We start from the raw sequence: 20,421 nt of genomic DNA, 5'->3' as shown, positions 1-20,421 counted from the left end.
AGCGGCATGTCGGGGCAGGATGCCTTGAGCCGGCGGCGGAAGGGCCGTCCCGTCGACAATTGTGATGGTGTTTGGATGCCGGCCCATGCCCCTATTTGCGTGATGACAAGACCTCGCGTGTTCGGCTCAGATTATGGCGTGCATGCGCGATCCGAGCGGTTGGCTCTCGAAGAAAGATGGATTGCTTACGACCTTGTGCCGGTCGATGTCGTTGCCAAGGCGGACCGCCGGCGGATACCTTGAACGGCAGCCATTTGACCGCATTCGCGCTTCGCGATCAGGGCGCCGTCAGAACGACCTTGACGCTCTGCGATCGATCGAGAGCCAGGCGAAACCCCTCAGGGGCCTTTGAGAGTGGCCGCTTCGCGGTGACGATCGAGAGCACATCGATCTGTCCCTCGTCGATAAGGGCGACAGCTTGCTCAAATTCCTGACCGAACCGGAATGACCCCTTAAGATCGATTTCCCTAGCCATAACCGCGTTTGCAGGCACTGAAGTCAAGCCACCCGGCAAGTTGCCGATTTGCACGACCGTGCCGCCCCGGCGAACGTTGAGTATGGCCGATGACAAGCCGGGCGCAGTGCCGGAAACTTCGAACGCGACATCGAAGGGCCGCATGGCAGCGAGATTCTCAAGAGTATCGCCGCCGCCTGAGATGTCTACGACATGGTCGGCGCCAAGGCGCTGTGCAAAGGCAAGTGGAGCTGCAGCCACGTCTGCGACAGCGATTTCCGACATTCCCGCCAATCGCGCGGCAAGCAAAGTCAGGAGACCGATCGGACCGGCGCCGAACACGATGCCTCGACACCCCGCCACAGGCCCTGCCCGACTTACGGCGTGCAGGCACACCGCGAGTGGTTCGGCTAGCGCCGCCGCCACGAAAGATGTATCGGGCGAAACCTTCACGCATTGAGACGGAACGACGTCAAAGTAAGTGGCAAAGCCGCCTTGCATATGCGGCGTCTTCGAGGCCGAACCCATAAAATAGACATTCTCGCACAAATTCGGGCGCCCTTCCCGGCATCGCGCGCAGTGGCCGCACCATCGCGATGGGTTGACCGCGACTCGATCCCCGGCTCTCAGGCCTGGTGCCGGGCCTGCGATGTCCACAATCTCACCTGCGATCTCGTGACCGAGCACCAAAGGGGACTTGAGAATGAAATCGCCCGTGCGTGCATGCCGAAAGTAGTGCATGTCCGAACCGCAGATTCCCCCGGCGCCAAAGCGGACACGAACCATTCCGGGGTCGAGCGGTGCGATCTGACCTTCGACCATGCGCAGGTCCTCGGCCCCAAAAAGCGTAGCTGAAAGGACAGAGCTGGTCATTTGGCCACTCCCATTGTTCGCGGCAGCCAGAGAGTCAATTCCGGTATGTAGGTGATTGCGATGAGCGCCAGGAGGAGAGGGATGAGCCAAGGCAAGATGGCAACGGTCGTTCGTTCGACCGAGAGTTTGGCGACGCGGGCGAGCACGAACAGGACCATTCCGAGTGGCGGATGCAGAAGCCCGATCATCAGATTGAGCGTGAGGATCAAGCCGAAATGAATCGGATCGATGCCGAGCTTGAGGACGATCGGAAGAAGAATCGGGACGAGGATCGTGATAGCGGCGATCGTGTCGATGAAGCAACCGACGAACAGGATCAGCAAGTTCGCGAGGAGCAGGAAAACCCATTTGTTCTGGGTAATGCCCAGGATCGCGTCAGTGAGGATCTGAGCAGCTTGGCTCACCGTGAGAAGCCAAGCAAAAATCGAAGCGGCGGTCACGATGAACAGAACTGATGCGGTCGTCTCGATCGTGTCAAAGGTCGCTTTGGCCAGCGTCCTCATTGTCATGGATCGATATCGCACGAGACCAAGGAAAAGAGACCAGATCACGGCTGCGACAGCCGCTTCCGTGGGGGTAAACAGCCCCAAGGTCATGCCGCCGATCAGGATCACCGGCGCCATCAACGCCATCACGGCTGAAAAGTCGAAATACCAGTCAAGCGCCATAAGGACAGCAAGCGCGAGGCCGATGGCAACGTTCGTTGACAGGCCTGCCTGTATCATGAACCAGACTGCAATGGGAAATGCCATGACGATGGTCACTTCGAGGGCTGCGCTGCCGAGTTGCCTCCATGAAAAAGGACTATCGTTGCCCCATCCGTTCTTATGGGCGAAAAAGGCAACCGTCACCATCATCAGGAGCGTCATGATCACGCCTGGGATAACCCCGCCGAGGAACAGCGCTCCAATCGAGACGTTCGCCATCATGCCATAGATTACGAACGGCAGGGACGGCGGAATAATGGGTCCGAGTGTGGCCGAAGCCGCGGTCACACCGACGGCGAATTCGGTCGAGTAGCCGTGGTCCTTCATGGCCTTGATCTCGATCGTGCCGAGCCCGGCCGCATCGGCAATCGCCGTGCCGGACATGCCCGAGAAGATCACCGAGCCTATGATGTTGACCTGGGCAAGCCCGCCCTTCATCCAGCCCACGAGCGCGACCGCGAAACTATAAATGCGTCCAGTCACACCCGCGATGTTCATCAGGTTGCCGGCAAGGATGAAGAACGGCACCGCGAGAAGCGGAAAGCTCTCCACGCCGGCAATCATGCGCTGAGCCAAGATGACGTCGGGCGCAGTCCCTGTCACTGTGATGTAGAGCAGCGACGAGACTGCCATCGACAGGGCGACCGGCAGGCCGAGGAGCAAAAGGGCGAGAAACGAACCAATCAGGATCAGCATGGGCCCAGTCCGAATAAGAATTCAGGAATTGTGGTGTCGCTCGCGGTCAGATTGTAGACGCTGTCTCAAAGGCCTCCGGTCTCTCAAGGATGGAGAAACCACGGCGCCAGTTTTCGATAGATACCTGGACTGACCTGATAAACATCATGACGAATCCAACGAGAACGCAGCCGTAGATCAGGTTCTTCGGCAGCATGACCGTCGTCATCGTCTCGCCTTCGACGATCTTTATGAATTCCCACACGAGGTAAGCCGCATAGGCGAAGAAGGCAGTGCGCAGAGCATCGATCGCAGTGGCTAGAATCCTTGCAACGCCTGCCGGCAAGTACCGAAAGATCAGATCGACCTGAATATGGCGTCCAAGCCGGACGCACATGGCCGATCCGACGAAAACGACAGCGACCAGACAATAGGTGGCGATCTCCTCGGTCCAAGCGAGCGAGTCGTTGAGCACGTAGCGGGTGAAGAACTGCAGGAAAACAGCGAAAGCCATCACCCAAAACAGAACCAGACACGCCCAGTCTTCGATCGCGTATTGACTGAGGTCGACCTCGGGGGTTTGTTCCTCGAAAGTGTGGGCCAATTCCTCAGCCGAAACCTTGGTGTGAACCTCCGGTGTCATCGACCGCTCTCCAGAATGTTTCAAATGCTGACGTTCGACGAAGATGAAACGGGTGCGTCGACAATAGGTCCCTGCCAGGGCTCGAATGCTTCCCTGGCAGGGTGATGAGCCGGCTTATAGAGCAGGTTCGCTCTTGATGGCCTGGATCCGGTCGTAATCCGCCTTGCGATATCCGAATGACTCGAAGGTGACATTCTTCAACACGGTCTCCTTGAAGTCGTTCTTGTCTACCTCAGACACCGTGAGGCCTTTCTGTTTGAAGAAATCTACGAGTTCCTTTTCCTTGGCCTGAATTTCGGCGGTCGCACGGGCTGCTGCCTCCTGTGCGACATCCGTGAAGATCTTCTTGTCTTCGTCCGAGAGTTTCTTCCACAGGCCGGACGAGATGACCGTGTTGAGATGGTCGACGATGTGACCCGTCAGGGCGATGTGCTTCTGCACTTCGTAGAATTTCTTGGCCTCGATCGTCGTCAGCGGATTCTCCTGAGCTTCGACCGTACCGTTCTGAAGCGCGAGGTACACCTCCGCGAAAGCGATCGGCGCGGTGTTGGCGCCGCATGCGCGCGGCATCGCGAGGTAGGCTGGCACGTCAGGCACTCTGATCTTGAGGCCCTTCATGTCAGCGCAGGTCTTGATCGGCTTGTTCGACGAGGTATGGCGAGCGCCGTAATAGGTCACTGCCAGAATCTGATGACCCGTCTTATCCGCATAGCCCTTCGCAAGCTCCTTGAACACGTCGCTCTTGGTATAGGCCAGAAGATGGTTAGCATCTCGGAAAATGTAGGGATAGTAGGTCACGCCGATCGGCGCGAAACTGCGGGACGCGAAGCTTGATCCCGAAATGATGACGTCGACGGAACCCAGTGAAAGCCCCTGGTTGATGTCCGTCTCTTTGCCCAGCTGCGAGGCCGGATAGACGTCAATCTGGTATCGCCCGTTAGTGCGCTTCGCAATTTCCTGACTCGCCCAAACCGATTGGGTGTGGAACGGTTCGGATGTCTCGTAGACATGCGCCCATTTCAACTTTGTCTGAGCCTCGGCTGCGCCGGCCGTGATCGAGAGGCTCAGTGCTGCGGCAACGAGTACGGGCCATTTTGCAGTCATATTTGCTTCCTCCTCTGGGCTTTGATGTGCAGATCTCGCGGATCGGCCGCTCGACTGCGAGCAGCGGGTCGGGTCTTGCCCGCATCGGATGGCGGCTTGACCGGCTCGCCGAAACCTCGTGAGAAGCGTTCCTGCGAAAGCTGCAAATGATGCCGCATCGCAAAGCGCGCCGATTCAGGGTCGCCGGCGGCGATGGCGGCACGGATCGCGCGATGCTCTGCGAGCGCTCGGCGCCAAGTGCTGTCGTCCTCGAAGTAGCTGGCCAGGCGTTCGAAATAAGGGTTGATGCGCTGATCAAAGAGCTGTCCGACGAAACGGACCAGCACCTCGTTCTCGAGCACTGCCGCAATCGTCACGTGAAACTCTCGATCAAGCGCGATCCATTCGTCGTTAGGCGCCCCGCTTTCATCCATTCGCGACAACACCCGATCGATCGCTTCGATGTGTTTGGGGCCGGCAAGCAGGGCGGCTTCGCTTGCGACCGAAGCTTCGATGATCTCACGTGCATGCAGAATCTCGAAAGGTCCACCGGGCGGCACACCGGCGGCCCACCTTGGCGATGAGCTTCCCGAGGTGGCCAGGACATAGATCCCAGAGCCGACATTGATGCGAACAAGCCCTTCGACTTCAAGCGCAATAAGCGCCTCTCGCACGCTCGGCCGTGAGACGTGGAGCGTCTCCGCGAGTTCGCGCTCGGAGGGTAGCCTTCCGCCGATCGGAAATTCACCGTTATTGATCAGCTCGCGCAGGTGCTCGGCAATTTGCCGATAGAGCCGACGCGGTTCAACGGCCTTGAGTGGCAAGGTCCCTCTCCTACGGTCGCTCCCATCCTGAGCCGCTTGTCGCGGCTGCTCTTCTTTAATTGGTCAGTCCAATTTACCAGAAAGAGAAACGCAGTAGCCGATGTGTGTCAAGTTGCGATAACAGGTATGATTCCACTTTGCGCCGAAAATATTCGGCAGAGCAAAACAGACCTCCCGCACAGCTAGTTCTCGGAGGGTCAGATAACGGCCCAGAGTTCACAGCCGAGGCGGTTCGCGATTGAATTCATTGGTGGTTGGCGTCGGGGCTGTCCATGTCGAGCCGGGCAGTCCTGAGGATCGTGAACAGCCATGCCCGCAGACAGCGGGTGGACCGCGCCGACCTCCGCGGCCGGACTTACTCCTCCCTTTGATGAGAGAACCTCTGCCGGTTGCTATCAACCCACTGCGAAGACCACCAATCCCATCATCCGATCCTGACGAGGTTCTGGTTCGGCAATGGTCCGCCGGGAAATTGAGCGAGTTTGCCACCGACTTCAAGCGACCCAAGGTCAATGCCCGCAAAGCCGATGCGGTCGATCAACGCGGCGACTTCTGCCTTCGCGGTATTGTCATCGCCAGAGTAGAACAGCACCCGACGGCCGCCATCTGATCGTGGATCGTTCGCCAGAATTTCAACTCGCAGATGGTTGAACGCCTTTACAAGACGCGCGCCGCTGACCAGGTCTGCCACGACCTGGCTCGACACCCGACCCTGCAAATCGATCGGCTTGAACAGCGGCGCCTCAACGGGATTGTTGGCGTCGATCACGATCCTTCCGCTCCAGGGTGGCAGATCGGCAACGGCCGCCGGCAGTTTCGACCAGTTGACGGCGATAAAGACGATGTCGGCGCTCGCGGCTTCTTCGCGCGTGCCCGCCTTGATTGTCGGGCCCAAAGGCCTGATGGCCTCTATAAGTGAGTCAGGCCCGCGGCTGTTGGCTATGATTGCGGCAATGCCGGTTCGCGCGAGCGTCTTTGCGGCGGCCAAGCCGATACTGCCTGCTCCGATGATCCCGATGGTCATGGCGATGTTCCGTGATGCTGGGTTAAGACTTCGGCGTATCCGGCAGCGCGCCGAGTTGCTGCATGAGCGAGAAAAGGTTGGCCACACCCCAATGCTCGGCAATCTTGCCGTCCCGCACACGCATGATATTGACCGTCTCGAACGCAATTTTGCGGCCTGTTGGGGCAATGCCGAAGAAGTCCCCTTTGTGCGTGCCGTGATAAGTCTTGTACGTCGTCACGCGATCTCCATCGGCAAGCTGCCAATGGATTTCGGCATGAAAATCCGGGAACGCCGGGCGCAGGACTTTGTACAGTTCTCGCGCGCCGGCCTTGTCCGGCGTCCGGCCTGGCTGAGGCGTATGGTCGAGGAAATCGTCGGCGAAGAGTTCCTCGAACAGCTCGAAGTTCCCGCCGCCTTGCACTTCCTCGGTATTCCGCCGAACGATAGCTTTCGCGGCTTCAGTGGCACTGATATCGGACATGATCTGTCTCTCGCGGTTGAAGAATGCTGTGTCCCGTGAATAGTGGCGGTCAGGCTGCCGACCCCGTCTTCTGGCCGAGAAGTTGCAGTTCCCATGCAAATGCGGTGCCGGTCGCGCCGGTATGAGGGAGAACGGTCTCGCCGAGCGCCTTTGGCCGAGTCCTGGCGAGCCCAGTCGCGTTGCCATTCGCTTGCGACCGCCAGCCAGTTCATCGGCACCACGCCGGCCATCAGCATGGCGGACTCCCATCTCATGGGCTTCGACGCCAACGCCTCCTGAAGCGTCGGTGACGGCATAGACTTCGTATCCCTCACCGGCGGCTTGGATGGCAGGCATGGCGAGACAGATTTCAGTCCAGAGCGCTGCCATGACGAGTTTCTTGCGGCCAGTCTGTTTCACCACGTCAACGACCCGGTCGTCTTCCCAGGTATTGCTTCTGCTCCGGAAAGACGTCCTGCAAGCCCTGGATGAGCCTTCCGCCGCGGCCCTCCACCACTGTGGTCAGAATCGTCGGCACGTTGAAAGCTTTCGCGGCCTTCGCGAGGCCAACGACATTGTTCACGATCATCATCGGCTCGTGGCTGTGGAGGTTGGCGAATTGGAACGTTTGGTGATCGATCAGGATCAGGACCGACTCGTCTGGGGTAATCAGAGCGTTCAGACCGTTCTTCAGGGGGTCGGATGGGGCATGTCGCTTCTGGCCATCTCGCCAACGTCATGGGACTGTGACAAGCCCGATTTGAGCGACGTTGTTGCTGAGATCGTTGTCTGAGCCACTGAGTTCAATCCAAAATCGGTACTGGCCGGGGGTGAGGCCGGCCGGCACACTGAACGTGAGATTTCCGCCCCAGCTGCAGAACCCGCAGAAGCTGGCCCAGTTGAACGTCCCCAATGTCGTTATGAAAGCGCCCGATATCGGGACCAGAAATGCCCTGAACTGGGGGTTAGGAAAGGTGATGCCGGAGCTCAGGTTCTCGACCGAGATGTCACGCACCGTAAACGTCGAACCTGCCGCAACCGTCGAAGGGCTGATTGTGGCGTATCGCTTCGCGCCACCGGCGGCGCGCAGCGGGAAAATCCCCATGTCGCTCTTATCCTGGGGCGAGAACCGGAACTGCGCCGAGCGGAACCACCCGACCTTGTCCTGGGTGTAGAGCACGTTGCTCACAGCGACCCCGTCCGTCATTACGGCCGGCGTCGTCTCCTCATGATCAAGGGTCAGCGCATGCCCAAGCTCATGCAGCGCGATCTCTTGAAAGCCGAGGGAGTACGGAACCTGCCGCTGTGAGGTGAAGAGCGTGATGCTCGGATTGAATATCATGTCTGCTTCGACAATTCGGCCGCATTCGCCGTCGCTCCAAATGAGCGTGATCCCGACGCTCGTGCCCCAAGCCTCGCCGTAGGCAGACTGCAATGAGGCATCCGAGAGCCAGGAGATCACGTTGAGGTTGTCGCGTCCGGTCGGCACTGTTGACCGGCGCTCCCGGTCAACAGACACGACCGGATGTACAGCATTCCATTTGCCCGCCTCGTTCGCGACCATGTCGACCCAGAACTCAGAGTTCCAGAAGATGGCGCGCATAATGAAAGGCCGCTCGTGGAACCCGCAAACCACGAAAGCTTGGGCATCGGCGATGCCGATCAGGCTGAGCACCGCACCCAACGCGCCCGCCCAGAATCGGGTCATAACCTCCTCCTTCGTCAGCAGTCGGACATTAGCGAGCGGCGCCGAGCGCCCGGATGGCCCTCACGAACTCCTCCGGTGTCACCGCGGGCTGCCGCTGTTCCGGAACCGCTGCCGTCTCTGCGGCGGTGATTCCTTCGGAGATGGTCGGCGCCCGTTCGCTGCCGGCTCTTGATCTGGGGTCAGTCCCGTTTGCCGGCAGGAAGGGTCCGAGGCGCAGGTCTCCGTCCTCCACCCCGAGAACGATGCGATCCGTTGCGGTCCGGACGATGTTGCGCGCGGCGTCGACGATGAATACGCCATTCTCACCCATAGCCCGGCCCGGCTCCGCAAAGCGGATGGAGGTGGCGTTCATAGGACGGCCGGATTCCGCAAAGACGATATAGGTGGGCCCGGGCAAAAAACGCGGAACGTGGCTGGCCGTCATCACCTCATTCCCAACCCTTCCTCCAAGGGTCGTGAGCGTTACAGAACGCGTCTCGGGGCCCCCAATCAGCACCTCGTCGACCTCGAACCGGGTACGCGTGATAATTATACCGCGCGGATCACGCGCACTTGCCTGCTCGGAGACCCTGCCGCGGAACACCAATGGTGCCGAACGCGCGAGATCACTGAGAGTGGGACGCAATTGGAGGGGCCTTGGGTTCACCTGGGTGATGGCGGCCGCAGCGGGGTCTACTGATGGAGGCTGCTCGCCCGGCATTGTGGCCCCCTCAGCTGCAGCAGCCGGAGCTCCCCCCGCCACAATTGGCAGTAAGACCACCCCGATTCGGAACCGGCTACTAAGGTAAAAAAAGAAGCGCGTCATCTGGGATCCTTCCCGACGGTCGCTCTTGATACAAGCATAGCATGAGAACTTTCGGCAGCAAAACAGCCGCCATTTGCCTTCAGTCGAGTTTTTACTGCTGCTGCTAACGCGTTCGAGCTTTGAACGTGGCAGATGCCAACGAAACAGCAAATTGGAAGGCTCGCTGCAGGCCTGTTGAGTGCGGCAGCGTCCTCGCGATTTGCGAGAGGATTGGAGCCCCTCGGCAGGGCTGGGTTTCGGCAGTCCTGTGCGTCGCCGTCTCAGGTTCATGAAGCCCCTACGAAGGCCGGAGTTTTCGGCGCAGAAAGTGTTGGATGTGCTCGTCTAGCTTATCGTCGGCTTCCCGTTCTCGCGCAGCTTGAGCGGCTTTGACTCCCCTTTCCGTACGGGCTTCCTCGATCAGGATTTGAGCCAGGGTCGGAACAATCTGACGGGCTTTTTCATCGATGCGCTCGCGCAATCCAGGGCGGGAGCGTTCGATGCCTGCTACAAAGTCGCCTTCTCAATTCTGGCCTGAGAGGCACACCCTGCAAAGCTCCATGAGTACCGCTCTGGGTCTTTCGATATGTCGCGCGGGTCCGCCCTCCTGCCCGATAAAACGGCCGCACGGTTGCGTCTCGCGCGCGAGCCAGGTTCCCTATAGGCAGTTCCGCGAATTCGGCAGTTCGTTAGACGGGGGCAGGACTTGAACACTGCCTCTCTGAAGTTGGACCCCAACGCTCTACCGCTGAGCTACTCCCCAAAATCCTAAGCGAGGTTCAATCGAAGGAGCAGCAATCCGAGGCCGCTTCTGACCGCAAGCTATTCCGGAGACTGTTCGGTTGCGTCGGAGTCTCCCGCCCGGGACTGTGGTTACTGAGACCGGCATAGGGGCGTGGCGGAACTGGTAGACGCACTGGAACTAGGCCCATCGCGTGACGCAGGCCTCGATCTTGTGAACTTGGGGGTTCGAATCCCTCCGTCCCTACTCGACTACCGTGAGAGATCCCGACCCGGCCTGCTCCATTAAGGGCCTTCCGCGAATTACCATCCTGACAGCACCCACAGCCACTCGAGCTGCATAGACGCCGCCTCGGGCTCCGGCAGGCTTCCGAAGAGGACGGCACAAACGAGAGCAGTGCATGGGGAGTTATGGTACCTCACATCTGAGGTGCTGCATCAACGCAGCTATCATCTTGAATGTCGTGAAAGCTGATACGGACTTTGCCAATGTGACGGGTCGGATCGGACGCTGCACCGAGGCCAACAAGCCCATTCATCTCACTCACAAGGCACTCGGCACAACCTGATGGTCTGACCCGGACTTGGCGATGCCGCACCCGCGCTTCGAAGTCGTTGAGAAGGAACAGGATGTTAGGGTCCACGTCGACGTCCATACGGCAATAGCGCTTGTCATCTCTGCCGGTAGCGATCTGCATGCCCTCCAGCAGGCCATAAAGTTCTCTGGGCCATTCAACGATGGGGTTTTGACTCGTCGGCATATGATGCTCTCATCGCATCCACCGATGGGGCTTGTCAGGATTTCCGTGTGCGGGCGGGCATAATGGGTAAGAAGGGTCCCAGTATGTCCCGACGCAAGAGCCTGAAATACCGAATGAGCTTCTCGACCAGCTGCTGGCGGGTGGCCGCCAGTGCCGCATTAGAGCGAGCCGGTCTGCTGAAAACGCTAAAGAAGGCGTTGACCGAGCGGGCCTTGAGCGCGGAGATGGATCATCATTTCGCTGCGACGTCGGCGCCGGCAATACGCGCAACGGCTACGGCCGGACGACCGAGACGGGCAAGCTGGAGATCGACATCCCCGCGATCGCCAGTCGAGCTTCGACCCGCAGCTGATCGCTAAATATCAGCGCCGCTTTGTCGGTTTCGACGACAAGGTCGTGTCAATGTATGCGCGCGGGATGAGTACCCGGGAGATCACCGGGCACCTGCAGGAACTGTAGGCATCGACGTGTCGCCGGATCTGACCAGCACGGCGACGAACGCTGTGCTCGATGAAGTCGCCACCTGGCAGCAGCGGCCGCTCGATCCGGTTTATCCGCTCATTTTCTTAGAAGCGATCCGAGTCAAGATCCGCGACGAAGGGATGGTCCGCAACAAAGCTATCTATATCGCGCTGGGCGTCGGCGCCGATGGCGCAAAGGAGGTGCTCGGTCTATGGCTCGGACGGATGAAGGCGCCAAGTTCTGGCTGCGGGTGATGAACGAGCTCAAGAACCGCGGCGTCGATGATATCCGGCTGGCCGTCGTCGACGGCCTGAAGGGCTTTCCGGAGGCGATCACCGCTGTGAGCCAGCCGTTCCAGGTCAGCGTGGCTTTCGCGTATGACCATGATGTCGGTAAGTGGTTGATCCATGGCCATCAGGTGCTGCGCAATATCCCCGTCGAGGTAAAACCAGCGCTCACACTCCAAGCCGATGCGGTAAAGTCACCAGCGAGCGCAGCAACAATCCCTGTCCAATGAGCGGTGCAGGGGCGTAGTTGGTTCCCATCGGCTGCGCCCTATCACGACCACGATGATCTGGGCTCGTGACGGCCGGGGCCCCGTGGCACTTGAAAGCGGGGTTCGTCAAGTGCGCCGTCGCTCTGGTGGTGCTCCCTTATGGAGCACGCGGGAAGAAGCCGGGGCTTGGATCCAAGGGAAGCTGGGGCCCGTGAGGGAGAGGCGTATGTTGTCAAGAGCCGCCGTGGCCGTTGTCTCGCCGCCAGCCTGCCGCTGCCAATCCAAGCCCACGACATCTACTCGCATCGGAAAGACAAGTTGGGCCCGAGCTGCTGGGAGCGCTTCGCCAAGGCAAGGCTGACCTGAACGTCATAGTCATTGAAGGGTACGAGGGACCGCCCGGAAATGAACTTCCGGCGAACTACCGCCGGTAATTCCGATAAACCCTATATGGAACTTGCTACTGTCGGCAGCGGAGGTAGAAGATCGCCTTTGCCTGATCGAGGTTGAGACCCCAATCTTCGACCGTTACTCCCATTGTAACTTCGCCAACGATCTCGACCTCCTGCGGGCCTGAGACGCGGAGTGGTCCCCTGACCCGGTCGCTGTACGCACGGGAACCTTTCCCTGCTCCCAATCCTGTCGTGCAAGATTACGCATCTAACTCGGAGCAGGCTCATCGGACGGCATCAGGCTATGAGCAAGCGCCGGCCTTTTGAAGTGAGCATCCGGGGTATGAAGGGCCCGTGCGGCAGCCTCCCGTTAGACGGGTAGACCCAAGCCGAGGATGGGCGCAAACTGCTCGTGCGCGAGAGGGCGGACACGCCCATGCCTGATCTGCGTCCCAAATCCCGGCGCCGACTGGCCGCCATTCTGGCAGCCGACGTGGTGGGCTCGTGCCGGCTCATGGAGGTGGACGAGGAAGCCGCGGCCTCGGCCATTCGGGCAATCCTGTCGGGGATCATTGAGCCAGCCGCCGCGCGGCATCGTGGACGCCTCGTCAAGACCATGGGCGATGGGGCGCTCCTGGAGTTCGCCAGTCCGGTCGAGGCCGTGCTGTGCGCGGTCGAGGCCCAGACCGCAATCGCCGATCCCGCCGGGCACGACCCGGGGAACGAGACGATCCGTCTCCGCATGGGCATCAACCTGGGCGATGTCCTCGTCGGTGAGGACGAGGACATCCTGGGAGACGGCGTGAACATTGCGGTCCGTTTGGAAGGCACCGCCGATCCCGGCGGCATCTGCATCTCGGGCAAGGTATTCGACGAGCTCGAGGGCAAGCTGTCGTTGCCCTTCGAGGACCGCGGCGAGCAGCGTCTCAAGAACATTGCCCGTCCCGTGCACGTCTATGCCTTGCGCGGTGGAAACATCTCGGCCCACGAGCCGAAGGCAGCCCGCCCAGGTCCGGATCACACCGACAAGCCGTCCATCGCCGTGCTCCCCTTCACCAACCTGAGCGGCGATTCCGAACGGGAGTACTTCGCCGACGGAATCACGGATGACGTCATCACGGCCCTGGCGAAAACCCGGTGGCTGTTCGTCACCGCCCGCAACTCCTCCTTTGCCTTCAAGAGCAAGGCCCTCGAGACCGAGCAGGTCGCCCGCCGGTTGGGCGTCCGTTACGTCCTCAGCGGCAGCGTGCGCTGCAGCGGCTCCTGTGTCCGCGTCTCGGCCCAACTCACCGAGGCCGAGACCGGCGGCTCCATCTGGGCGGAGCGGTACGACCGCGAGGTCGGTGACATCCTCGCGCTTCAGGATCAGATCGCCGAGGAGGTCGCCGGCGCCATTGAGCCCGAACTCCTCAAGAAGGAGGGGCAAAGGGGTGCCGAGCGCCCCCAGAGCATGACGGTCTGGGATCTCGTTCGGCGCGGCATGTGGGAGTTCCACAAGATCAGGCCCGAGTCGCACCGCCGCGCGCGCGAGCTTTTCCTCAAGGCGATCGAGGCGGAGCCGGACTCGGCGGACGGATATCTCTGGCTGGCCCGCGTAGAGGCCGGATTGGCCGCTTACGGCTGGAGCGGCGATCCGGACGCAAGCCTACGCCATGGCATGATGGTCAGTCTCCAAGCCGTTCAGTTGGACGAGCGGAACCCCTACTCCCACTATGCGGTCGCGGTCACGCATGTCTTCGGAGGCGAGGTCGAGACGGCCCTTCAGGCGGCGCAACGCGCCGTCGCCCTGAGTCCGAGCTTTGCTCTCGGCTACCTCGTCCTCGGAGTCGCGCATCTCTATGCCGGTGGGCCCAAGGAGGCCATCGCCCCTCTGGAACACGGGCTGAGGCTCTCTCCTTTCGACCCCCAGAACTTCAGTTGGCTGTTCTTTCTTGCCCTGGCCTACTTCTTCGCGGGCGAGCCTCGGCAGGCGCTCGGCACCGCCCGGCGAGCGCTGTCCCTGCGCCCGGATTGGCACCCTGCCCTGAAGCTCGTGGTTATCTGTTGTGCCGCGCTCGGCGACAGGCAGCAAGCCCGGTCCGCCGCCTCTGCCCTCCGGGCAAGCGACCCTGGTGGCGATCTGATCCAGAGCATTACCAGGTTCAATCCAGTCTGGGCCGAAGAGATCGATGGGGCGGTTCGTCAGGCTCTGGAGGAGCCGCCATGGCCATAAACGAAGCTCGGCCGGGAAAACAGTCTGGTGCCGCAGCCGTCCGGGAATGCAGGTCCGGCAAAGCGAAGGCCATTCTCGACCTTGGCCTTGTCCCTGGGCTTGCCCGAGCGCGCCGACAGGATGCCGACGCCGTCATGCGCCATCATGCCGTAGCTGCGGTTGATCTCGGGATCGTCCGATGATCGAAGTGTCCGGAAATTGATTGGAACGGTGTTCGGCTTCTTTCCGGAATGCTGTCCGGCTTCCAATCGGCATACCTGTCCGGATTGCGTCGGAGCTGCAACGAAGTTCAGGATGACGCCATTGGTCCGGTCGGGCGCTAAGCTCACATGGCCTCTTGTGCCCAGTACAACGCCATTGATCTCCCGCACCGCCACACCCAGGCCGCCGACTTCAATAGAGACCGCCAAGCCGCCCTCCTCCTTGAAGTCCCCAAGCCACTCCCCTGGATAACGCTGTCGGGCGGTTTCTCCGTCGAGGTACGCGATGGCGGCTCGCTCGGGTACCGTTTGAATCCGACAACAGCCATCGGACTCCACGGGATTCAGATCGATGGTGCCGAGCCTGACGGTCCTGCCCTCGCCAGGGCCAAGGAAGCCGGATGCCAGAGGCCATCCTCCTGTGCGTTCCGGCCAGTTTACAGGAAGCCTGGCCCCGTGGCGAAAGGGTCACGGGGCAGATCGCAACATGACATCAGGGTTTCGCTGTCCTTAAGGCGGCGGTACGGCTCCTTGCCGACGAAACCGGATGACGAGAATGTCGGCGCATCCCGAGGCACCTGCGGGGCAAGCTCCCGGGATTTCCCGATCGTGCCTGCAAGCGCATGCGCCACAGCCAAGCAAGCCTTGACCCACACGGGCATTGTGGCCGACCGGCTCGGCGCGGAAACGGCCGGTTCGTATGATGGCCGATGAAGTGTGCCATGCCCTGAAGCGGCCAGTACCAGGATGGACCGAAGAACGGGTCCAGGAGCCGTGCCTGCTCGAGGCCCGCGAGGGCCTGATCCGGCTCGCCCAGAACCGTCTTCAGGACGCCGACGTATGCGATCTGCTCGGGATCGTTCGGATTGAGATCCAGGGCGCGCTGGTAGTACTGCTCGGCAAGGTCGAACTCCCGTCGGTACAGGTGAATCCAGCCCAGGATGCTCACTCGGACGGGATCATTCGGTGCCAGGGCGTTGGCCTTCTGCGCCGTCTCGAAGGCACGCTCCAGGATCGCGTCGGAGGCATCGATGTCCCGGAACTATTCGAGCTCGAGATAGCCGAAGCGCTCGGTCCAGATGTGTTCGCCAGAGAGTGTGTCGAGGAGCTCGCAGGAGATTCGGAGCTGCCGGCCCCGTCTTCGCACGCTGCTTTTGAGGACGAACTGCACGCCTAGGTGCTCGGCAAGGGCTCTAACATCGGCGTCGCGAAACCGGAAGGAGGTGCTGCCCGAGACCAGGGCCAACTGGCGGAACCGGGACAGCTTGACGATGATGTCCTTGGTGAACCCGTCGCTGAAATAGCGCTGCCCCCGTCAGCATCAGGAATCCAACGAGCTCCGCAAGCGACATGACTTACAGGTTCCTCAACCCAGCAAACAACTCCGCGAACCGGCTTCCGGCACGGTGGAACACTGGCGGCTGGCCGAAGGGGGCAGCAACCGTTGCCTCCCGCCCACCCGCGAAGGTGCGGCCAGACCAGACATGAATCCAATCCGATCCTTCCGGGAGGTAGGTGCTCCATTCGGTCTTGCCCGACTGCCACACAGGGGCAACCAGGAGGTCCGGGCCGTAGAGATAGACATCCTGGATCGCATAGGTGCGGGCGTCGGCCTCGAAATGGAGAAACAGAGGCCGCTGCACCGGGAGACCGCGGGTGGACGCCTCCGCGACTAGGAACTTCAAGTAGGGCACCAGATGCACATAGACCTGAGTCATGCGGGCGAAATGCGCCAGAATTTCGGGATCCTGATCGAGTTGCAGATTGTCGCGCGGACGGTTGCCTTCGTGAGTGCGCATGACAGGAGTGAAGGCGGCCATTTCGGCCCATCGCATGATGAGTTCCGCGGTTCGAACATTTCCAAAAAGGCTCGTGTAACCGCCGACATCCGAATGATGATAAGCGTTGCCGAGGAGTCCGGAGGACAGCGCGCCCGAGATGACCGTGACGAGACCGTCGTGACGCGTGAAATCCACAGATTGATCGCCTCCCCACAGCAGCGGGCAATATTTCTGAACGCCTGTGAATCCGGCTCGCATGAAGAACAGGATATCGCCGGTTCTCCCTCGTTTCTCGACCGCGCGCGCATTCACTTCGGCCCAAAGCGTTGGCCAGGCGTTGTGCATCAACTTCGCATCAACCCCGTTGGCCAGGTGGACGTCCAGAGGAAGGTACTCGCCGAAATCGGCCATCCATCCCGAGAGGCCGAAGTCGATCATGTTACGGCCGATCACGCGCTCGGCGAACCATTCCGCCGCTTCCGGATTGGTGAAGTCAACGACGCCGCACTCAAATTCGCCGAAATCCACGAGTGCTGTCTTGTCCTTGTCGTCCATCGCAAAATAACCCGCAGCATCCGCTTCCGAAAAAAGCGGGCCGTCGATGGCAAGATACGGATTCACATAGCCGAGGAACCGAATGCCCCGGCTTGCCAGCTCTGCGATGTGCTGAGGCAAACCAGGGTATCGGTCCTCGTTCGCCTGCCAGTCCCAGAACAGCCGCGCCCCGAACGATGTATGGCGCAGGCCAACCCAGTCTTCGCACCAGAGGCCGGAGATCTTGACTCCGGCTGCAATCATTGTTTCGAGCCGATCGAAGGATCGCGAGCCGTCCTTGAGGCCGATGACAGCGCCGCCATAAAGCCACTCAGGAAGGGGTGGCTGTCGACCGAAGCGCTCGGAGATCGCCTCGACCAAACCTGGGAAGCTCGGCCGGGCCGTTAGCTCGATGCGGTCCGGCACCGCCCAAACCTCGATTTCATGAAAGCCCGCCTGTCTGAAATCGAACGCAGAATACGCGGTTGTTTCCACATGCAGCGCGTAGCGCCGAGATGAGACATAGGTCGGCTGCGGATAATTGGTGTTCCAGTAGTCACCGCCCGCCTTTCCGGCGACATCTGCCTTGAAGGTGATCTCCGTCGTCTTGTCACGCCCGACACCCGGCTCCGAGGTCCAGAGCGGGAAACGGCGTCCCCGCAAATCGAAATACGACATCTGTTCGCCACCGCCCCAGACATGTTCGTTCTTTCCGGCGACGACACGGAGCCATATCCGATTGATTGACGGGTCCAGAGAATTGAAGAAGATGACTCCGTCACAATGACTGCCTGAGATCACAAGAGTGAGGCGAGCCGGTTGACCAGGCGCCGCGCAGAGAGAAACCTCGAACTCATCCCCGGTGCCTGACACCTCCGCGTGAGAAAGCGGCGTACGTTCGATGACGTAATCCTCAATGTCGAAATTCCCCCGGTACATGTCCATGCGCGCGTCGCCCTGGCCGATAAAAAGACAGGGAGCATCGCTGCGGTGGCGAAGAACGAGCCTGCCATCGAGCAGAAGGTCGAAACCGTCGGGATAGGTCTGGATCTGCATGGGGCGCTCAGTTCTGCGTCAGGCCGGCATCGACGATGAAATTGGCACCCGAACAGCCGGCGCTTTCATCGGATCCGAGAAAAAGGGCAACCTTCGCAACATGGCTCGCGTCCAGACGGAACTTCAGGGCTTGAAGATCGAGGAATTGCTGGTTGAGCTCCGGTGTGAGCCAGAGCTTTTCCTGCCGGTCAGTCAAAATAGCGCCTGGCACGATGCAGTTGACTCGGATGCCTGAAGAACCGAGTTCGCGGGCCAGTGTGCGAGTCATGCCATTGATGGCTGCCTTTGCGGTGGTGTAGCCGACCATACCGGGGCGGCCCCGCATCCAGGAAACGGAGCCCAGCATGATGACGGAGCCGTGACCTGCTCTTGCCATCCCTTTCGAGACCGCCTGCGTGGCAAAAAACAGATGATCGAGATTGAGCGCCAGAGCGCGTCGCCAGTCATCCGGCTCGACCTCCTCCATATCATGGCGATCGTCCTTACCCGCGTTGTTCACGAGAACATCGATGCCATGGTGCTCATGCTCGACACGAGCCAGGCTTTCCCGCAGGGCTTGGATATCAGTCACATCGCAAATGTGGAACGAAGCGCCCGTTTCTGAAGCCAGGGCCGCGCCTTTTTCAGCATCGATATCGATCAACGAAACGCGCGCTCCCTGCGCCACGAAGGCCTTCACAATCTCCTCGCCGATGCCCGAGGCGCCGCCGGTGATCGCCACCGCGCGCCTTTGCAGGGAGCGATACTGAACTGTTTGATAGTCGAAGGGCATCGGAACCTCGTGCGTCAAACGGCAGGATCAAAACGATGTTCTGGAAGGCCGGGCACCTCGACTCTCATGGAAAACAGGCTGCCCGAATGGGGCAAGGCCGCGAGTTCGTCGGCAGGACGGCTCGTACTCGCCGAGGTCACATACAGCGTCTTGAGATTGGGCCCGCCGAAGGCAACCATCGTAGGGCAGCGAGCCGGAACCGGAAATTCGGCGAGAAGGACTCCATCGGGGGAGTAGCGCCGAATCCGGCCTCCCTCGAAGAGCGCCGTCCAGTAGCATCCTTGCGCATCGACAGCCGCGCCATCAGGCCGGCCGCGATCGCTTTCCGTCGGTGAAAGCCGCGCGAACAAGGTGCGACCCGTGGCGTCGCCGGTAGCGGGATCGTAGGCATAGCGCCAGATTGTGAAGGTCGGCGTATCGGCATGATAGAGCGTGCGTCCGTCCGGCGAAAAGGCGACGCCATTCGATGTGAGAAGCCCTTCCGCCAGCACGGAAAGACCGCGGGCGTCGTAGCGATACAGATGCGCCCTGCCGCCTAGTTTCGGCTCGTCGATCGTGCCCGCAAGAAATCGCCCCGCAGGATCGACGCGTCCGTCGTTGAATCGGCTTTGAGTCTGGTCCTCGGGATTGTCGGCAAGCTTCTGCTGGCGGGCACCCTTCTCGTCGAGGAGCCAGAGGCCCGAGCGAAAGCCGGCGATAAAACCGCCGCCTTTCTTGAACCCGATGCAGCCGATCTCCTCGGGCATCTGGATCGCAACATGTTTCTCGGCACGCGGCTCGAAACGGTGCAGCGCCCTGCCCTTGATATCTACGAAGTAGAGAGCCTGCTCCTCCACGGACCATAACGGGCATTCACCGAGTTCGGCGCGATGATTGAGCGCTACGATGAAGGTCATTGGACCTCCACACCGAACCTGACCGTACCGGTCAACAGCTCGCGAGGTTGAAGCACATGCAACCCGTGACGGACGATGTCGGGACGGTTGATTGCATCGTTTAGATGAGTGACCGGCTCGACGGCGAAAAAATCACGCCTAGGCGGCACATACACGACGAGGTGGCCGTAGACAGGATCTGCATCAAGTCGGAGGAGAATGCCCTCCTGCTCGAACAGGATCTCGGCCTTCCCGTCCCAACCCTCGAAGCAATTGTCGAGACCTGGTTCGTCCACATCGCGCATGACACGGTAATCCCATTCGGCTGGCACCGGGATACATGCGGCGGGAAGCGAATCCGGCCCGATTTGGTACACATAGCCGGCCCAGAACTTCAGCCGAACACCTGACCGTTTGGGAAAAAACGGGTGCAGCCCGAGACCGGCCGGCATCGCCCGATGGTCCATGTTTTCCACTAGAAGGGTGATCATCAGACCGTCGGGAGAAAGCGCGAAGACTTGCTCGGCGCGATACGCAAAAGGCCATGCCTTTGCGTCGCTTCCCAATGGACGATGAAGGAATGAAAGGCGGCAATGCGTATCGCCCGCTTCATCAACCTGCCACGGGTTCTGCCACGCATTGCCATGGATGGAATGCGGATGATCACCGAAATTCAACGCGAGCTGATGGGCGATGCCCTGGAATGAAAACCGGCCATGCGCGATCCGGTTTGAATAAGGAATGAGGGGATAGCTGCTGGTTTGGCGAACAAGCCGTTGGCGGAACGCTTCGTCCGGCGTCTCGCGCATCAGCGGCGTTCCGTTGTGCCAGAACCCCGCGATTGCGCCGCCGATCGACGGGGCTAAATCGACCTTCAACGCACCGCTTCTGAGGGTCACGACCGGGCAAGGCGCCATCACGA

The 20,421-nt window shown here is 60.5% G+C and carries 17 protein-coding genes, 1 tRNA gene and 2 pseudogenes; 3 read left to right on the top strand and 17 right to left on the bottom strand.

Translation table 11 applies throughout. From position 1 onward, the window contains the following. Window positions 1-277: 277 nt before the first annotated feature. The 10 genes and pseudogenes from FEZ63_RS03970 to FEZ63_RS03925 form a co-directional block, all read right to left on the bottom strand. The gene (locus tag FEZ63_RS03970; RefSeq protein ID WP_150942317.1) at window positions 278-1,327 is read right to left on the bottom strand and encodes an L-idonate 5-dehydrogenase; all 1,050 of its coding nucleotides are present in this window, start codon (window positions 1,325-1,327) and stop codon (window positions 278-280) included. After that, complete coding sequence (locus FEZ63_RS03965) at window positions 1,324-2,730, bottom strand: TRAP transporter large permease (RefSeq protein ID WP_150942316.1); 1,407 nt, start codon at window positions 2,728-2,730, stop codon at window positions 1,324-1,326. The genes FEZ63_RS03970 and FEZ63_RS03965 overlap by 4 nt, the downstream gene beginning before the upstream one ends. 46 nt (window positions 2,731-2,776) lie before the next feature. After that, entirely contained in the window at window positions 2,777-3,352 is a 576-nt protein-coding gene (locus tag FEZ63_RS03960; RefSeq protein ID WP_150942315.1) for a TRAP transporter small permease, read from the bottom strand. Window positions 3,353-3,466: 114 nt separating this feature from the next. Further along, complete coding sequence (locus FEZ63_RS03955; RefSeq protein ID WP_150942314.1) at window positions 3,467-4,456, bottom strand: sialic acid TRAP transporter substrate-binding protein SiaP; 990 nt, start codon at window positions 4,454-4,456, stop codon at window positions 3,467-3,469. Further along, window positions 4,453-5,259 (bottom strand): FadR/GntR family transcriptional regulator, encoded by an 807-nt coding sequence (locus FEZ63_RS03950; RefSeq protein WP_150942313.1) that lies wholly within the window; start codon window positions 5,257-5,259, stop codon window positions 4,453-4,455. The genes FEZ63_RS03955 and FEZ63_RS03950 overlap by 4 nt, the downstream gene beginning before the upstream one ends. Before the next feature lie 424 nt (window positions 5,260-5,683). Further along, window positions 5,684-6,283 (bottom strand): NADPH-dependent F420 reductase, encoded by a 600-nt coding sequence (locus FEZ63_RS03945; RefSeq protein ID WP_244622615.1) that lies wholly within the window; start codon window positions 6,281-6,283, stop codon window positions 5,684-5,686. A gap of 22 nt (window positions 6,284-6,305) precedes the next feature. Further along, the gene (locus FEZ63_RS03940) at window positions 6,306-6,746 is read right to left on the bottom strand and encodes an ester cyclase (protein WP_150942312.1); all 441 of its coding nucleotides are present in this window, start codon (window positions 6,744-6,746) and stop codon (window positions 6,306-6,308) included. 49 nt (window positions 6,747-6,795) lie between these two features. After that, window positions 6,796-7,419: pseudogene (locus FEZ63_RS25885) on the bottom strand (isochorismatase family protein). Between the two features lie 42 nt (window positions 7,420-7,461). Then, on the bottom strand, window positions 7,462-8,328 hold the full coding sequence (locus tag FEZ63_RS03930) for a zinc metalloprotease (RefSeq protein ID WP_150942311.1): 867 nt from the start codon (window positions 8,326-8,328) through the stop codon (window positions 7,462-7,464). Between the two features lie 133 nt (window positions 8,329-8,461). Continuing rightward, entirely contained in the window at window positions 8,462-8,857 is a 396-nt protein-coding gene (locus FEZ63_RS03925) for a hypothetical protein (RefSeq protein ID WP_150942310.1), read from the bottom strand. Between the two features lie 1,249 nt (window positions 8,858-10,106). Between FEZ63_RS03925 and FEZ63_RS03920 the strand changes: the two genes are divergently transcribed. Further along, window positions 10,107-10,205, top strand: a tRNA-OTHER gene (locus tag FEZ63_RS03920). Between the two features lie 172 nt (window positions 10,206-10,377). On the opposite strand, the gene FEZ63_RS03915 is transcribed toward FEZ63_RS03920, so the two are convergent. Continuing rightward, complete coding sequence (locus tag FEZ63_RS03915; RefSeq protein WP_150942309.1) at window positions 10,378-10,719, bottom strand: hypothetical protein; 342 nt, start codon at window positions 10,717-10,719, stop codon at window positions 10,378-10,380. 106 nt (window positions 10,720-10,825) lie between these two features. Between FEZ63_RS03915 and FEZ63_RS03910 the strand changes: the two are divergent. Further along, window positions 10,826-11,524, top strand: a pseudogene (locus FEZ63_RS03910) (IS256 family transposase); the annotation flags it as partial. A gap of 981 nt (window positions 11,525-12,505) precedes the next feature. Next, a complete protein-coding gene (locus tag FEZ63_RS03905; protein ID WP_150942308.1) occupies window positions 12,506-14,281 on the top strand; it encodes an adenylate/guanylate cyclase domain-containing protein in 1,776 nt (591 codons plus the stop codon). Here the strand turns inward: FEZ63_RS03905 and FEZ63_RS25445 are convergent. The 6 genes from FEZ63_RS25445 to FEZ63_RS03875 form a co-directional block, all read right to left on the bottom strand. After that, complete coding sequence (locus FEZ63_RS25445) at window positions 14,251-14,691, bottom strand: hypothetical protein (protein ID WP_244622627.1); 441 nt, start codon at window positions 14,689-14,691, stop codon at window positions 14,251-14,253. The two genes, FEZ63_RS03905 and FEZ63_RS25445, sit on opposite strands and share 31 nt — an antisense overlap. A gap of 283 nt (window positions 14,692-14,974) precedes the next feature. Then, on the bottom strand, window positions 14,975-15,430 hold the full coding sequence (locus tag FEZ63_RS26150; protein WP_162419660.1) for a tetratricopeptide repeat protein: 456 nt from the start codon (window positions 15,428-15,430) through the stop codon (window positions 14,975-14,977). A gap of 406 nt (window positions 15,431-15,836) precedes the next feature. Next, complete coding sequence (locus tag FEZ63_RS03890; RefSeq protein WP_150942307.1) at window positions 15,837-17,852, bottom strand: alpha-glucosidase; 2,016 nt, start codon at window positions 17,850-17,852, stop codon at window positions 15,837-15,839. Between the two features lie 7 nt (window positions 17,853-17,859). Next, the gene (locus FEZ63_RS03885; RefSeq protein WP_150942306.1) at window positions 17,860-18,624 is read right to left on the bottom strand and encodes an SDR family NAD(P)-dependent oxidoreductase; all 765 of its coding nucleotides are present in this window, start codon (window positions 18,622-18,624) and stop codon (window positions 17,860-17,862) included. A 14-nt stretch (window positions 18,625-18,638) separates the two neighbouring features. Further along, the gene (locus FEZ63_RS03880) at window positions 18,639-19,520 is read right to left on the bottom strand and encodes an SMP-30/gluconolactonase/LRE family protein (RefSeq protein ID WP_150942305.1); all 882 of its coding nucleotides are present in this window, start codon (window positions 19,518-19,520) and stop codon (window positions 18,639-18,641) included. Continuing rightward, on the bottom strand, window positions 19,517-20,416 hold the full coding sequence (locus FEZ63_RS03875; protein WP_150942304.1) for an aldose 1-epimerase: 900 nt from the start codon (window positions 20,414-20,416) through the stop codon (window positions 19,517-19,519). The genes FEZ63_RS03880 and FEZ63_RS03875 overlap by 4 nt, the downstream gene beginning before the upstream one ends. Window positions 20,417-20,421 lie beyond the last annotated feature (5 nt).

This window comes from Microvirga brassicacearum, assembly GCF_008757455.1.
Taxonomy (GTDB): domain Bacteria; phylum Pseudomonadota; class Alphaproteobacteria; order Rhizobiales; family Beijerinckiaceae; genus Microvirga; species Microvirga brassicacearum.
The sequence above is the reverse complement of the archived record's forward strand: the minus strand, read 5'-3'. Positions and strand labels throughout refer to the sequence as shown.

Bases quoted from the DNA above. Each gene is read 5' to 3' on its own strand.
- FEZ63_RS03970 (WP_150942317.1), bottom strand. From the start codon at position 1,327: ATGACCAGCTCTGTCCTTTCAGCTACGCTTTTTGGGGCCGAGGACCTG.
- FEZ63_RS03965 (WP_150942316.1), bottom strand. From the start codon at position 2,730: ATGCTGATCCTGATTGGTTCGTTTCTCGCCCTTTTGCTCCTCGGCCTG.
- FEZ63_RS03960 (WP_150942315.1), bottom strand. From the start codon at position 3,352: ATGACACCGGAGGTTCACACCAAGGTTTCGGCTGAGGAATTGGCCCAC.
- FEZ63_RS03955 (WP_150942314.1), bottom strand. From the start codon at position 4,456: ATGACTGCAAAATGGCCCGTACTCGTTGCCGCAGCACTGAGCCTCTCG.
- FEZ63_RS03945 (WP_244622615.1), bottom strand. From the start codon at position 6,283: ATGACCATCGGGATCATCGGAGCAGGCAGTATCGGCTTGGCCGCCGCA.
- FEZ63_RS03940 (WP_150942312.1), bottom strand. From the start codon at position 6,746: ATGTCCGATATCAGTGCCACTGAAGCCGCGAAAGCTATCGTTCGGCGG.
- FEZ63_RS03930 (WP_150942311.1), bottom strand. From the start codon at position 8,328: ATGCGCGCCATCTTCTGGAACTCTGAGTTCTGGGTCGACATGGTCGCG.
- FEZ63_RS03925 (WP_150942310.1), bottom strand. From the start codon at position 8,857: ATGACGGCCAGCCACGTTCCGCGTTTTTTGCCCGGGCCCACCTATATC.
- FEZ63_RS03915 (WP_150942309.1), bottom strand. From the start codon at position 10,719: ATGCCGACGAGTCAAAACCCCATCGTTGAATGGCCCAGAGAACTTTAT.
- FEZ63_RS03905 (WP_150942308.1), top strand. From the start codon at position 12,506: ATGCCTGATCTGCGTCCCAAATCCCGGCGCCGACTGGCCGCCATTCTG.
- FEZ63_RS03890 (WP_150942307.1), bottom strand. From the start codon at position 17,852: ATGCAGATCCAGACCTATCCCGACGGTTTCGACCTTCTGCTCGATGGC.
- FEZ63_RS03885 (WP_150942306.1), bottom strand. From the start codon at position 18,624: ATGCCCTTCGACTATCAAACAGTTCAGTATCGCTCCCTGCAAAGGCGC.
- FEZ63_RS03880 (WP_150942305.1), bottom strand. From the start codon at position 19,520: ATGACCTTCATCGTAGCGCTCAATCATCGCGCCGAACTCGGTGAATGC.
- FEZ63_RS03875 (WP_150942304.1), bottom strand. From the start codon at position 20,416: ATGGCGCCTTGCCCGGTCGTGACCCTCAGAAGCGGTGCGTTGAAGGTC.